Origin of the sequence: Ochrobactrum sp. A-1, from assembly GCF_022488005.1 — a bacterium.
In the GTDB taxonomy this organism is placed as follows: domain Bacteria; phylum Pseudomonadota; class Alphaproteobacteria; order Rhizobiales; family Rhizobiaceae; genus Brucella.
This window is the reverse complement of sequence record NZ_JAKVQC010000003.1, coordinates 911840-925864: the sequence shown is the minus strand read 5'-3', so window position 1 is coordinate 925864 and position 14025 is coordinate 911840. Positions and strand designations below refer to the sequence as shown.

Genomic DNA, 14025 nt, shown 5'->3' with positions numbered 1-14025 from the left:
TGACATAAGAGGGGATCATGGCGGCAGAAAACGCAACGGCACTATTCTTGGAGAGAGAGATTCGTGCTTTGACGCCGCTTGATCCTGCAAGGGCGGAGACCTTCCTGGCCGACCTTGCGGCGCGTGCCGGAGAAGAGGAACTTACAGACGTCGTAGCCTTGCTGAAAAAGGCAGAAGCCGCGCCGTTCTTCTCGGCCGTTCTCGATCTTTCTCCATTCATTCGCGAAGCACTGACCCGTCATCCGCGTATTCTGGATCGCATCGTCGACAAATCGCCGGAGGCTGCACTAGAGAATATTCTGGCGGATATCTCGGCCAGTGCTGCAAGTGCAGACGTGACGGAAGCCTCCCTCATGACCAGCCTGCGTGTTCTGAAACGTGAGGCGCATGTCCTTATCGCGCTTTGCGATCTCGCTGGCATTTTCAATACGGAAGCAACGACGGGCTGGCTCACTGATCTGGCCGAGGCCTGCACTGGCGCAGCCGTCCGGTTTCTGCTGCTTGATGCGGATAGTGCGGGCAAGATTAAACTTCCTGACCGAAACCAGCCCGACAAGGACAGTGGCTGGATTGTTCTCGGCATGGGCAAGTTCGGTGCGCGTGAACTCAATTATTCGTCCGATATTGATCTCATCGTCTTCATCGATGAAACCAGACCGGCCATCGGCGATCCGTATGAATGCGTCGAAACTTTTTCACGGCTGACACGCCGCCTTGTCCGCATCCTGCAGGACCGCACCGGCGATGGCTATGTCTTCCGCGTCGATCTTCGCCTGCGTCCGGACCCCGGTTCCACGCCGCTGGCCATTCCTGTCGGCGCGGCACTTCATTATTACGAAGGGCGCGGCCAGAACTGGGAACGCGCGGCGATGATCAAGGCGCGGCCCGTTGCAGGGGACCGCGAATCCGGGAAGCAGGTGCTGGCGGAGCTTTCCCCCTATGTCTGGCGCAAATATCTCGACTATGCGGCCATTGCCGACGTGCACTCGATCAAGCGGCAGATCCACGCCCATAAGGGGCACGGCGATATCGCTGTGCGCGGCCACAATGTGAAACTGGGACGTGGCGGCATCCGCGAAATCGAATTCTTCGTTCAGACGCAGCAGCTCATCGCTGGAGGGCGCTTTCCCGAATTGCGTGGCAACCAGACAGTGCCGATGCTGGCAAGACTGGCGGAGCGGGGCTGGATCACCGAGAGGGCTCGCGATGCCTTGGCGAAGGAATATTATTTCCTCCGCGACGTAGAGCACCGCATCCAGATGATCGCCGACGAGCAGACGCATATTCTGCCCGAAGACGATGAAGGCTTTGCACGTGTTGCCCATATGATGGGTTACGCCGATCCGGCAGCCTTTTCAGATGTTTTTCTCGATGCGCTCAAGGTCGTCGAAAAGCACTATGCGGCCCTGTTCGAGCAGGCTCCCGAACTTGGAAGCTCATCCGGCAATCTTGTCTTTACTGGCGATGTGGATGATCCGGGCACACTGGAGACGCTCGCGGCCATGGGCTATGAACGTCCGAGCGATATATGCCGCGTGATCCGCACGTGGCACTTCGGGCGTTATCGCGCCACGCAATCTGCCGAAGCGCGTGAGCGCCTGACCGAACTTACGCCCGCTCTGCTCAAGGCCTTTGCCGAGACCAAGCGCGCGGATGAAGCGCTCTTGCGTTTTGACGGTTTTTTGAAGGGCCTGCCTGCGGGCATCCAGCTTTTCAGCCTGTTGCAATCCAATCCCCGTCTCCTGAACCTTCTCGTGTTGATTATGAGCGCCGCCCCCCGGCTTGCCGAAATCATCACGCGCAACCCGCATGTTTTTGACGGTCTGCTCGATCCGGCGATTTTCTCGGAAATGCCGACACGCGCCTATCTGGAAGAGCGCCTTCGCGTGTTTCTGGGGCCTGCGACCGATTATGAGGAAGTGCTGGACCGGTTGCGTATCTTCGCTGCCGAACATCGTTTTCTGATCGGTATTCGCCTGCTCACAAGCGCCATTGATGGCGTGCGCGCTGGTCGCGCATTTTCCGATCTGGCTGAACTGATGATCGGCAAGGCATTCGAGGTTGTGGCGGCTGAACTGGAGCGACGCCACGGCAAGGTTAAGGGCGCGAGAGTGGCGCTTCTGGCCATGGGCAAGCTTGGCAGTCGCGAACTCACCGCCGGTTCGGATGTCGATTTGATCCTGCTTTACGATCACGACAAGGAGACGGATGAATCAGACGGTGAAAAGCCGCTGGCTCCCTCGCAATATTATATTCGCCTGACCCAGCGGCTCATTGCGGCACTTTCCGCGCCAACTGCGGAAGGCGTGCTCTACGAAGTTGATATGCGGCTGCGTCCTTCCGGCAATAAGGGACCGGTTGCCACCCACATCGAATCCTTCGGCAAGTATCAACGCAGCGAAGCATGGACATGGGAACATATGGCCTTGACCCGTGCGCGCCCGATTCATGGCGACGAGGCGTTTATGGATCACATCAGAAGCGAGATCGACAAGGTTCTTGTCTCTCCCCGTGACGTGAAGAAGATCGCCCAGGATGTGCGCGAGATGCGCGACCTCATCTATCAGGAAAAGCCACCTGCCGATGATTGGGATTTCAAGCTGAAGCCCGGCGGCATTGTCGATCTGGAATTCATCGCCCAGTTTGCCGTGCTGGCCAACAAGCTCGACCGGAAGCCGCGTCCCTTGGGTACAGAAGAAATCCTTTCGGCCCTGGACCCGTCTTTTGCTGATCCGGCGCTTGCCGATAGCCTTGTCGGCGCCCATCGCCTCTATACCAATCTGAGCCAGACGATCCGTCTGTGTCTTGGAAGCGATGCCAAACGTGAAGAATTCATACCCGGCATGATCGACCTGCTATGCCGTGCGGCCGACATGCCAGACATAAAGCGCGTCGAGCATCATCTGGCGGAAGTCGCCGTTGACGTGCGGACAAGTTTTGAGAAGCTTTTGACCATCTAATCAGGCCGCGTGGATTTCCGCACCATGTCCAACCTGACCGCGCTTGCGATCAGGGATGCAGACCGAAACCACGGTGCCAACGCCTTCGGTTGAGCGAATGCGAAGCCAGCCGCCGTGAAGCTCGGCCAGTGAACGGGTGATGGCAAGTCCGAGGCCGGAACCGGTATGAGTCTTGGTGAACTGGTTTTCCACCTGTTCGAAGGGCTGGCCGATCTTCTTGATTGCCGATTTTGGAATGCCGACACCGGTATCCTGAATAGTCATGAAGAGGGCTGAGCCGGTCTTTCGCGCCCGTACCGTGATCTGCCCGCCGTAGGATGTGAACTTCACCGCATTGGAGAGAAGGTTGATGAGCACCTGCTTGATCGCGCGCCGGTCGGCATAGAGCTGCATTGCCTCTTCGATGCGCGTATTGACCGCAATATTCTTCTCATCCGCCTGCAGCGAAATCATGCGTACCGTTTCATTGATAAGCGGGCAGAGATCGATCTGCTCACGGTCGAGCGAGAATTGCCCGGCCTCGATCTTCGACATGTCGAGAATGTCATTGATGACATTAAGCAGGAAGTTGCCGCTTGTATGGATGTCGTTGATGTATTCCTCGTAACGGTCGGAGCCGAGCGGGCCGAACGTGCCTGCCTGGATCATTTCCGAGAAGCCGATGATCGCATTGAGCGGCGTGCGCAGCTCGTGAGACATATTGGCGAGGAATTCGGACTTGGCGCGGTTCGCGGCTTCCGCGCGTTCCTTTTCCTGACCGTATTTGCGGGCAAGTTCGGAGAGTTCACGCACGCGATCCCGCTCGCCTTTGCGTGCAATCGACAGGTCGTGAATCGTCGCCATTAGGCGGCGTTCGCTGTCGACCAGACGTTCCTGATGCAGCTTGAGCTGGGTAATGTCTGTGCCAATGGATACAAGGCCGCCGTCCTGCGTGCGACGTTCGTTGACCTGGAGCCAGCGGCCATCGCTGAGCTGGCGTTCAAAGGTCTGACCACCAGCGCGGTTATGTTCATTGGCCATGCGGCGTTCGAAAGTGAACGGGCGTGTATGGGCATCAACTTCGTTGCGCGGCACACCGGGTTTCAGGGTCCAGACCGGAAGGCCAGCATATTCACTGAACTTGGAATTCGCCATGACGAGGCGGTTGTTGGAATCCCACAGGATGAAGGCTTCCGAAATATTCTCGATGGCTTCGCGGATGCGCATGTCGGCTTCCGCCGTCGCTTGCGCAAAGCGGTGCTGTTCGCTGACGTCGAAGGCGATGCCGACCAGATGAAGATCGCCTTCGCTGGCGATTTCCGCGCGAACACGCATCCAGACCCACGAACCATCGGCGTGGCGCATGCGGAAGACGCGGTCGACATGCGAAATATCGCCTGCCGCTGCCTGTTCGGCGATCGAATAAAGATCACCATCTTCCGTATTGATGATTGCAGCCACATCACCGAATGGCAGCACCGCATCCTGCGCTTCGTAGCCCAGCATCTCATACATGGAACGCGACCAATAGATGCGACCGCGTGCCATGTCCCAATCCCACAGGCCGCATCGACCGCGGCCCAGCGCCAGATCAATACGGCGCTGGATTTGGTTGGAGAGATCGTCGGCCTCGCGGGCTCGCGCTGCCTGGCTGAAATAGGCGTAAAGGATGGCGAACATGACGCCCGTCGTACCCGCAAAGAGCGTCACATTGAGCGACACGGCGCGGCGCCATTCTGCGAAGATGGCGCTTTCCGGTTCGACGGCGATAACGGAATAGGGCAGGGTCATAGGCTTCGACAAGGCACCGAAAGCCGGCTCACCCTGAAGTGTGACTTTCAGCACGCCTGCACGTTCTGCAAACAGGAACAGCGGCTGTGCTTCCGAAAGGATCGTATCGACCGGCTTGCCGGATAGATCGGACATCGGGCCTGAAATTGCCACCACGGAGGATTGTGGGTCAATGACGGCGAGCGTCATGCCGGACGACGACAGCCCGCGCGAACGAAACTCGGCTATCGTGTCTTGAATATCCTTCGCGGCGATCTGCGCTCCGGCGTCGGTGCCATTGGCAACACGCTCGATCATCTGTGCGAGATTGGCGGTCGCAGCCGACAGAAATGCCTTATGCTGCTGCTCGATATCCTCGCGCCACGCCAGCATCGAGAAGACGCGCGCTACGCCGAGAATAATTAGGAAAATAATGATGAGCGCAGGAACGAGGCGTCGCAGGATAGGCTCGATTGAGACGAACTTGCCATAGGCCGGACCAGCAAGAAGACTGACATGGCCCGAAAGCTTGCCTTTCCTTCTTTTCCGACCGGATTCGCAATGCGTCCCCGCCGGCGCGCCATACGCGTCGGTGCTCGCCATATAATGGTCCCTCGTGAATTCCCTGCGAGTGAAGTGATTCGGAATACGCCACCTCCGAATATGATCAATGAATCAAAAGTGATTCGCGCTGTCCAGCGAATTCGTTAACGAGGTGTAAAAATCAGGGTTTTGTCAGCCAATTTATTCATGAATCTCAAGCTCTTAAGTGGAATCAGCATCGCATTTGATTCGGCTAAAGGCATGAAAAGACTCATGAAAGCTGACTGCCCGCCGCCTTTGCGTTCATCAGCATGAAATGGCTCGTTCCGATTGCTGGTTAAGCAGCCGGAACGAGCGAATCACCATAACGATCAGGATAGGTCGCGAATCAGGCGAGAGTGCGGTCCACGATATCGCGCAGGTCGGTAGATAGTTTGCCTGCGCCTGAAATACGCGCCAGCGCTGCCCTTGCATGCTCGCGGCGGGTATCTTCAAGCGAACGCCAGGAGCGAAGCGCAGTCAGAAGCCGCGCTGCAAGCTGTGGATTTTCTGGATCGATGGACAGGATCGTATCTGCAAAGAACTCGTAGGCCGCACCATCCTTGCGATTGAAGCCGGTCGGATTGGATGCGGAGAATGAGCCGATCACGGAGCGGACGCGGTTCGGATTGTCGAGCGAGAAGAGGGCGTGTTTCGTAAGATCGCGCACAGCCTGCAAGGCTTCGTCGCCGGGACGGCTCGCCTGCACGCTGAACCACTTGTCCATCACAAGACCATCCTTGCCGAACCGGTGCTCGAAACTTGCCAGTGCGTCCTTTGCCTCGTCCGTATCGCCAAAGCGGTGCACCAGCACGGCCAGCGCCGCGAAGCGGTCAGTCATATTATCCGAATTGACGAACTGGCTGGCGGCGCGTTTCTGGCTTTTGTCGTGGCGGCTCAGATAATCGAGCAGCACGTTTCGCAAGGCACGTTTGCCTGCTGCGTCTGCATCCGGCGAGAAAGCGCCATCCTGTTTCAGGCCATCATAGAGCTTTGCGAAGTCGTCGGCATATCGGGTGGCAATAGCGTCCACGAAATGGTTTCGGCTGGCGAGGATCGCATCCGGATCGACATTGCTGCCCATCTCGCGTGCGATGTCGCTTTCGCTCGGCAGCGTGAGGTAAAGCGCACGAAAGGCCGGATCAAGCGTCCCGTCCGAAGCGATATTTCCGGCAAGTTCGATGACCTTATCATCAATCGCCGGTGCATGACCGCCGCGAACACGCTTGGCGCCTTCAAGCAGGGCCTGGTTGAAAATTCCGGTTAATGCCTGCCAGCGGGCAACCGGATCGCTGTCGTTGAGGGCCAGGAATGCGCGATCATCATCCGATAGAGGTGCTGATAGATTTACGGGAGCCGAGAACCCGCGCAACAGCGACGGTACAGGGCGTTCCTTGATGCCGTGGAAGATGATCTTTTCGGAAGAACGATGCAGATGGATGACGTCGCCGCGCACGTCTCCACCTTCAACGGATGTTGGCATCATATCCTTGCCGTCAGAACCGAGAAGGCCGAAGGCAATCGGGATATGCATCGGCTTCTTGACGGTTTGTCTGGGCGTCGCTCCCAGCGACTGCACCAGTTCAATCGTGAAGGTTTCCTTCGCAGCATCGTAGGCGAAAGCGGCTTCCACCTTTGGTGTTCCAGCCTGATCGTACCAGAGCGCGAACTGTGAAAAGTCCTGGCTGGAAACATCGGCGAAAACCTTGACGAAATCCTCGATAGTCGCCGCTTCTCCGTCATGGCGCTCAAAATAGAGGTCCATACCCTTGCGGAAGAGCTCAGACCCGATGATCGTGCGGATCATGCGCACGACTTCCGAACCTTTTTCATAGACGGTTGCCGTGTAGAAATTGTTGATCTCACGATATTCGCGCGGGCGCACAGGATGAGCGAGCGGCCCGGCGTCTTCCGGGAACTGCTGAGCTTTGAGAATCTTCACTTCTGCGATGCGCTTCACCGGGCGCGAGCGCTCATCGGCGGAAAATTCGTGGTCGCGATAGACCGTCAGGCCTTCCTTGAGGCAGAGTTGGAACCAGTCGCGGCAGGTGATGCGGTTGCCGGTCCAGTTATGGAAATATTCGTGTGCGATCACCGCTTCGATGCCCGCATAGTCGACGTCGGTTGCGGTTTCGAGATCGGCCAGCACATATTTGTCGTTGAAGACGTTGAGACCCTTGTTCTCCATCGCGCCCATGTTGAAATCGGAAACGGCAACGATGTTGAAGACGTCGAGATCATATTCGCGCCCGAATTTCTCCTCGTCCCAGCGCATGGATCGCTTCAGTGCATCCATCGCATAGAGTGCCCGGCTTTCCTTGCCATGTTCGACATAGATTGCCAGATCGACAGGCCGTCCGGACTGCGTGGTGAAGTGATCCTTCACGACGCCAAGCGATCCGGCAACGAGTGCAAAGAGATAGGACGGTTTTGGGTGTGGATCGTGCCAGATTGCGAAGTGCCGGTCCGAGTTGCCTTCGACCGATCCGCTGTCAACGGGGTTGCCATTGGACAGGAGAATGGGGGCAGCTTGCTTGTCGGCGTCAACTCGCACCGTATAAACTGACAGCACATCCGGGCGGTCGTAATAATAGGTAATGCGGCGGAAGCCTTCTGCCTCGCACTGCGTGCAATAAACGCCACTGGAGCGATAAAGGCCGGATAGCTGGCGGTTGGTGGTCGGGTTGATTTCTGTCACGATTTCAAGTGTGAAGCGCTTGCCTTCCGGCAGATCGCTGATTTCAAGCTGGTCGGGCGTTGCGACATAGCTGTTGTCGGCAAGCGCCTTGCCGTCAATGGCGATGCTGACAAGCTTCAGTTCGTCACCATCGAGAACCAACGGTGTGCCAGCCGGGGTGTCATCCCGGCGTTCAATCGTCAGCGTAGCACGGACGAGCGTTTTTTCCGGTTCCAGTGAGAAGCCCAGTTTCGTCTCGGGTATGGCGTATGGGGTCGGACGATAATCTTCGAGACGGAATGTCTGGCCGGTTTCAGTACGCATAGCGAAACTCTCTCCCTGAACTCACATTGAACTCATAATGCTGGATTCGTACCCGGAATTGCAGCCAAGGGAAACTCAATTCCAGAACAACCAACCGGCCATTTGTGATCCGAGCATTTCCAGCAAAAGTGCGAAGCGGCTTTGCGTCGGATAATGCGACAAAACAAACGACAGACACTTTGCCAAATAATTTTCAGCGGAACCTTTGTGCTACTGGTGCTGTCTCACAAACAGGAATAAGAAAACAGGCGCTCGAATATTTTGGGCGAACCTGCGCTTTGTGTTTTTAAGGAATTGCGTTGTGAACGCTCATGCGAGCGCGCCTGTCGAGGCTGCCCATCTTGAAACCAACCCGATGCTAGGCATCGGTCTCAAAATCGCTTCCGTTGCCGTTTTTGTCGCCATGTCCACCTTGCTGAAGGCAGCTGAAGGCGTGCCTGTCGGACAGTTGATCTTTTTCCGGTCGTTCTTCGCAATCTTCGCGATACTGGTCTATCTGGGGTGGCGCGGGCAGCTTTCCGGCGTGTTCCGCACCCAGAACGGTTTCAGCCATTTCTGGCGTGGGCTGGTGGGCGTCTGTTCCATGTCGATGAGCTTTTTCGCTCTCACCAAGCTGCCGCTGCCCGAAGCAATCGCGATCAACTACGCTTCACCGCTGATTACCGTCATTCTTGGCGCGGTCATCCTGCATGAAGTCGTGCGATTTTATCGCTGGAGCGCGGTTCTCATCGGGCTTGGTGGTGTGATGGTCATCATCTGGCCGCGGCTGACGGTGTTTCCCGGCGGCAGCATGGGGCATGACGAGGCCATGGGTGCGTTTGCCGCTCTTGGCGCGGCTATTCTGTCTGCGGTGGCCATGATGCTTGTGCGTCGCCTCGTGCAGACGGAGCGCACCTCGACCATTGTGATCTATTTTTCCCTATCCGCGAGCGTCATTTCCCTGGCAAGCCTTCCATTCGGCTGGATCGTACCGAACTGGTCACAGCTTGCCATGCTGGTCGGTGCTGGCTTTGCGGGTGGTGTTGGTCAGATCCTTCTGACCGAGTGTTATCGCCATGCGCCGATGTCGACGATTGCTCCCTTCGAATACACTTCGATGCTGCTGGGACTTGCCATCGGATTTTTGCTGTTCGGCGATATCCCGACTTTCGAAATGCTGGCCGGTAGCGCCATCGTTATGGCGGCGGGCGGTTTCATCATCTACCGCGAGCACAAGCTTTCCATTGCGCCCCACAAGGTGAACGCACCTCAGACACAATGAATTCAGCTTTGACCGGGTGCGCCCTCTGCACGAGGATCAAGCTGCATGGTTTCCGGCGTGGACTGGCCGTCCGGCGTATGGAACTTGTATTCGGTCTTCTGGTCGCTGATGGCCGGGCGTTCGAAGCGACGGATGCGCCAGAAGGCATGCAGGCCGTATAAGCCGTAGGCAATGGCCATGGTTACGAAGAAGCCCGATGCACCGATCAGATCCATCAACGGGCCGGAAAGAGCAGGCCCGATGACGCTGCCCACGCCGTAAATAATCAGCAATCCGCCGGAAACCTTCACGAATTCGCTGGCGTCCGCATAGTCATTGGCGTGAGCGACGTTGAGGCTGTAGATCGGATAAATAACCGAGCCGAACAGAAACATCATGATGTAGAGCGCATAGGGCGAAGTGGGATGGAACAGCACCATCACCATCGACAACGCAAAGCCGATAATACCGGCGATCACCATGACATAGCGACGATCGACAAAGTCAGATCCCCGTCCGAGCGGATACTGGAAGATCGCGCCGCCGACCATGGCACAGGCAAGCATTGTTGCGATGCCGAAGGTCGAAAGACCGTTCATCTCGCCGTAAATGGCAGCGAGGAAGTTCCAGGTGCCTGCAACTATACCAGCAATCAGCGAGCCGACGGCTGCAGCAGGCGACCGTCGGTAAAGCCCTTTCAGATCGAGCGAAACCTGCGTCAGTGGGTTGGGCGACTGTGCACTTGAGAGGGCGGTTGGAAGCAGTGCGCTTGCATAGATGATGGCGCAAATGATGAAGAGCGTCTGCGTTCCCGCATCGCCGAACGGCAGGATGTATTGTCCGCACAACAGTCCGAGCATGGTGATAATCATATAGATCGAGAAGATGCGGCCGCGCGATTCATTGGTCACACGCTCATTCAGCCAGCTTTCGATAATCATGTAGCTGCCTGCGAGCGAAAAACCTGCAACGCCACGGAAGATCATCCATGCGACGGGATTGACGAACAGTGCATGGAACAATAGCGCCATCGAAAGCAGCGTCGCCAGCGAGGAGAAGACGCGCACATGCCCAACGCGCCGCACCAGATGCGGCACCACGATGCAGCCGATCGTGAAGGCGAGAGAATAGCTCGTACCCATCCAGCCGATGGTCGTGGTCGACCAGCCTTCCATGCCGCCACGCAGGGGCAGAAGAATACCCGCAAGGCCACCGGCAAGCAGCATCAGAAAGGTGCTTGCAAGCAAAGCCGCTATGGGCAGGAGCTGGCCAGCCATGAAAAACTCCACAGTGAAATCCCATGGGGAATCTGAATTTAGGGCTACTTGTCGCCGAAAGGCGGTTTGGCAAGCGGCGAAATAGAACAAGTTTGCGGCATGTTGGTGACAATACCGCCTACGCCGCCTGCCGATGCCACTGAACTACGGAGATTTCAACTAATCAATTCGGCCAATTTCAGCTTCACAGCCAGAAAATCGCGCCATGCAAACAGCTTTTGCGCTGGCGTTCGCAGAAGGTAGGCTGGGTGCAGGGTCGGCATGACGGGAATTTCGAGGCCGTTGGGCGTACGATGAATCTTCCAGTTGCCGCGTAGCCGAAGGATACCTTCCGTCGCGCCAGTGAGTGCCTTGCCCGCAGGTCCGCCAAGTGCAACCAGAACTTTCGGCGCGGCAAGCTCGATCTGTCGTTCTATGAATGGCCGGCAGAGTTCCGTCTCAAGCGGCGTCGGCGTGCGGTTGCCGGGCGGACGCCACGGGATCGTATTGGCGATATAAACGCTTTCTCGCTTCAGGCCGATAGATTCGATCATGCGATTGAGAAGCTGTCCGGATTTTCCGACAAACGGCAATCCTTCCATATCCTCATCCCGTCCGGGCGCTTCACCGATGAACATGATGTCGGATGACGGATCGCCATCGGCGAAACAAAGGTTCTTCGCCGTGAATTTCAAGTTGCAGCCGTCGAATGCAGCGAGCTTCTCCCGCAATTCCTCCAGCGTCGAAGCCTGTGCCGCCGCCTCGCGTGCGAGCGCAATCTGCGCTGTGTCGGGAAGGTCGGCTGCGGCTTGAACTGGCCTGCTGGTGGGGGCAGGTGTCGGGGCCGGACGTGGTTGCTGCTGCCGGGCGCGCTCCGGCGAATTCGACATTTGCGCCGTTGGTTGCGAAGGAACAGGGCGCTGAGGCTCCGCAAACCGGTCTAACGGCGTTTCGGAAAGCGGCATGTCAACGCCTGCTTCCGCATAGAAGCGGAGCAAACCTTCAATATCCAGCGTTTCGCGATTATCAGCCATTATCTACCTCACCTCTGAGGTGGCGAATTTTGCGGGTGAATGCAAGAGCCCGGTTGGGATTTAGGGCTTGTTTCGACGGTTAGTGACAATTCATATCCGATTTCACACCGGCATATTCCAGCCAGAGCCAGCTACGGCTCTCTTATGCTCATGACATGCTGTGAAGTCGTACTTCTTCCATCACCAAGAACAAATCCTCATCGCAGCTTCTTGAATGGAATAGATTTGACGTTTACGTTAAAGTAAATGAATATGTGGACGTAGGACGCCTGTTTTGGACAATTGGACGCATTTGCGACAGTCTCCAACTCTGCGACAGGGTAAGGCAGATTACGGGGAAACGGCAGGTCTTTCCATACCATCAGTGCTGACAGGCAGTCGGTTCATGGGTATTCGCGATTAGATCATGCACAAAAACAATTGGATGCGTCGTCTGGGCTACCTTAGTGAGAAGACGATGTTACACCGGACGGAGGGATGAATGTCTGAAGCCCCAGAATATGCGAACCAGGAGCTTCCCGAACGCGAGAGCATGGAATTCGACGTTGTGATCGTCGGCGCGGGTCCTGCTGGCCTTGCTGCGGCAATCCGCTTGAAACAGGCGAATCCCGAACTTTCCGTCGTCGTCCTCGAAAAGGGTGGGGAAGTCGGAGCGCATATTCTTTCTGGCGCTGTCGTTGATCCGGTGGGCATCGACCAGCTTCTGCCGGGCTGGCGCGAGGAAGAGGGGCACCCCTTCAAGACGCCCGTGACAGCCGATCATTTCCTCGTGCTGGGGCCTGCAGGTTCCGTGCGCCTGCCGAATTTCGCGATGCCGCCTTTGATGAGCAATCATGGCAATTACATCGTGTCCCTGGGCAATGTCTGCCGCTGGCTCGGCACCAAGGCCGAAGAACTTGGCGTGGAAATCTATCCGGGCTTTGCAGCAACCGAAGTGCTCTACAATGACGAGGGCGCAGTCATCGGCGTCGCCACTGGCGATATGGGTGTCGAGCGTGACGGAACACATGGTCCGAACTATACACGCGGCATGGCGCTGCTCGGCAAGTATACGCTGGTCGGCGAAGGCGCGCGCGGTTCGCTTGCCAAGCAGCTGATCTCGAAATTCAAGCTCGACGAGGGCCGCGAACCGGCGAAATACGGTATTGGGCTCAAGGAATTGTGGCAGGTTGATCCTTCCAAGCACAAGCCGGGGCTGGTTCAGCACTCCTTCGGCTGGCCGCTCGACATGAAGACCGGCGGCGGCTCGTTCCTCTATCATCTCGAGGACAATATGGTTGCGGTCGGCTTTGTGCTGCACCTCAACTACAAGAACCCGTATCTGTCGCCGTTTGAAGAATTCCAGCGTTTCAAGACGCATCCGGCCATCAAGGATGTCTTCGAGGGTGGCAAGCGTCTTTCCTATGGCGCACGTGCGATTACCGAAGGCGGTTTCCAGTCGGTGCCGAAGCTTTCGTTTCCGGGCGGAGCACTCATCGGTTGCTCGGCTGGTCTGGTCAACGTGCCGCGCATCAAGGGCAGCCACAATGCGGTTCTTTCCGGCATTCTCGCTGCCGACAAGATCGCCGAGGCAATTGCCGCAGGACGCGCCAATGACGAGCCGGTCGAGATCGAGAACAATTGGCGTTCGAGCCTGATTGGCAAAGATCTCAAGCGCGTGCGTAACGTCAAGCCGCTGTGGTCGAAGTTCGGCACGATTGCTGGCGTGGCGCTCGGCGGCCTCGATATGTGGACCAACCAGCTTTTCGGCTTCTCCATCTTCGGAACGCTGAAGCACGGCAAGACTGATGCGCAGTCACTTGAGCCGGCTGCGAAACACGCGAAGATCGACTATCCGAAGCCGGATGGCGTTCTGACGTTCGACCGCCTGTCGTCGGTGTTCCTGTCGAACACGAACCATGACGAGAATGAGCCCGTGCATCTTCAGGTCCGTGACATGAAATTGCAGCAGACGTCTGAACACGACATCTTTGCCGGTCCGTCGACACGTTACTGCCCTGCGGGTGTTTATGAATGGGTGGATGCCGACGGCAACTCTGCTGCCGATCCGCAGGCAAAGGACGTGCGGTTTGTCATCAACGCGCAGAACTGCGTGCACTGCAAGACTTGCGATATCAAGGACCCGAACCAGAACATCAACTGGGTGCCGCCGCAAGGCGGCGAGGGACCTGTTTACGTAAACATGTAATGTTTGCGGAAAACA

The 14025-nt window shown here is 57.0% G+C and carries 7 protein-coding genes; 3 read left to right on the top strand and 4 right to left on the bottom strand.

Translation table 11 applies throughout. The features are described from left to right. Window positions 1–17: 17 nt before the first annotated feature. Window positions 18–2960 (top strand): bifunctional [glutamine synthetase] adenylyltransferase/[glutamine synthetase]-adenylyl-L-tyrosine phosphorylase, encoded by a 2943-nt coding sequence (locus tag MKS82_RS06260; protein ID WP_240578517.1) that lies wholly within the window; start codon window positions 18–20, stop codon window positions 2958–2960. On the opposite strand, the gene MKS82_RS06255 is transcribed toward MKS82_RS06260, so the two are convergent. After that, window positions 2961–5312 (bottom strand): PAS domain-containing sensor histidine kinase, encoded by a 2352-nt coding sequence (locus tag MKS82_RS06255; RefSeq protein WP_151557866.1) that lies wholly within the window; start codon window positions 5310–5312, stop codon window positions 2961–2963. It lies immediately after the preceding gene. A 328-nt stretch (window positions 5313–5640) separates the two neighbouring features. Next, window positions 5641–8292: an aminopeptidase N gene (pepN, locus tag MKS82_RS06250; RefSeq protein ID WP_240578516.1), complete on the bottom strand. Its 2652-nt coding sequence runs from the start codon at window positions 8290–8292 to the stop codon at window positions 5641–5643. 355 nt (window positions 8293–8647) lie between these two features. Here pepN and MKS82_RS06245 point away from each other — a divergent pair, with 355 nt between their 5' ends. Then, window positions 8648–9553 (top strand): DMT family transporter, encoded by a 906-nt coding sequence (locus MKS82_RS06245; protein ID WP_276313283.1) that lies wholly within the window; start codon window positions 8648–8650, stop codon window positions 9551–9553. Window positions 9554–9555: 2 nt separating this feature from the next. Here MKS82_RS06245 and MKS82_RS06240 read toward each other — a convergent pair whose 3' ends face one another. Next, window positions 9556–10809, bottom strand: a complete 1254-nt coding sequence (locus tag MKS82_RS06240) for an MFS transporter (protein ID WP_240578514.1) — start codon at window positions 10807–10809, stop codon at window positions 9556–9558. 155 nt (window positions 10810–10964) lie between these two features. Beyond that, entirely contained in the window at window positions 10965–11822 is an 858-nt protein-coding gene (locus MKS82_RS06235) for a uracil-DNA glycosylase (RefSeq protein WP_240578513.1), read from the bottom strand. A 481-nt stretch (window positions 11823–12303) separates the two neighbouring features. On the opposite strand from MKS82_RS06235, the gene MKS82_RS06230 reads away from it, so the two are divergent. Beyond that, a complete protein-coding gene (locus MKS82_RS06230) occupies window positions 12304–14010 on the top strand; it encodes an electron transfer flavoprotein-ubiquinone oxidoreductase (protein ID WP_240578512.1) in 1707 nt (568 codons plus the stop codon). Window positions 14011–14025 lie beyond the last annotated feature (15 nt).

Bases quoted from the DNA above. Each gene is read 5' to 3' on its own strand.
- MKS82_RS06240 (WP_240578514.1), bottom strand. From the start codon at position 10,809: ATGGCTGGCCAGCTCCTGCCCATAGCGGCTTTGCTTGCAAGCACCTTT.
- MKS82_RS06230 (WP_240578512.1), top strand. From the start codon at position 12,304: ATGTCTGAAGCCCCAGAATATGCGAACCAGGAGCTTCCCGAACGCGAG.
- MKS82_RS06260 (WP_240578517.1), top strand. From the start codon at position 18: ATGGCGGCAGAAAACGCAACGGCACTATTCTTGGAGAGAGAGATTCGT.
- MKS82_RS06245 (WP_276313283.1), top strand. From the start codon at position 8,648: ATGCTAGGCATCGGTCTCAAAATCGCTTCCGTTGCCGTTTTTGTCGCC.
- MKS82_RS06235 (WP_240578513.1), bottom strand. From the start codon at position 11,822: ATGGCTGATAATCGCGAAACGCTGGATATTGAAGGTTTGCTCCGCTTC.
- pepN (WP_240578516.1), bottom strand. From the start codon at position 8,292: ATGCGTACTGAAACCGGCCAGACATTCCGTCTCGAAGATTATCGTCCG.
- MKS82_RS06255 (WP_151557866.1), bottom strand. From the start codon at position 5,312: ATGGCGAGCACCGACGCGTATGGCGCGCCGGCGGGGACGCATTGCGAA.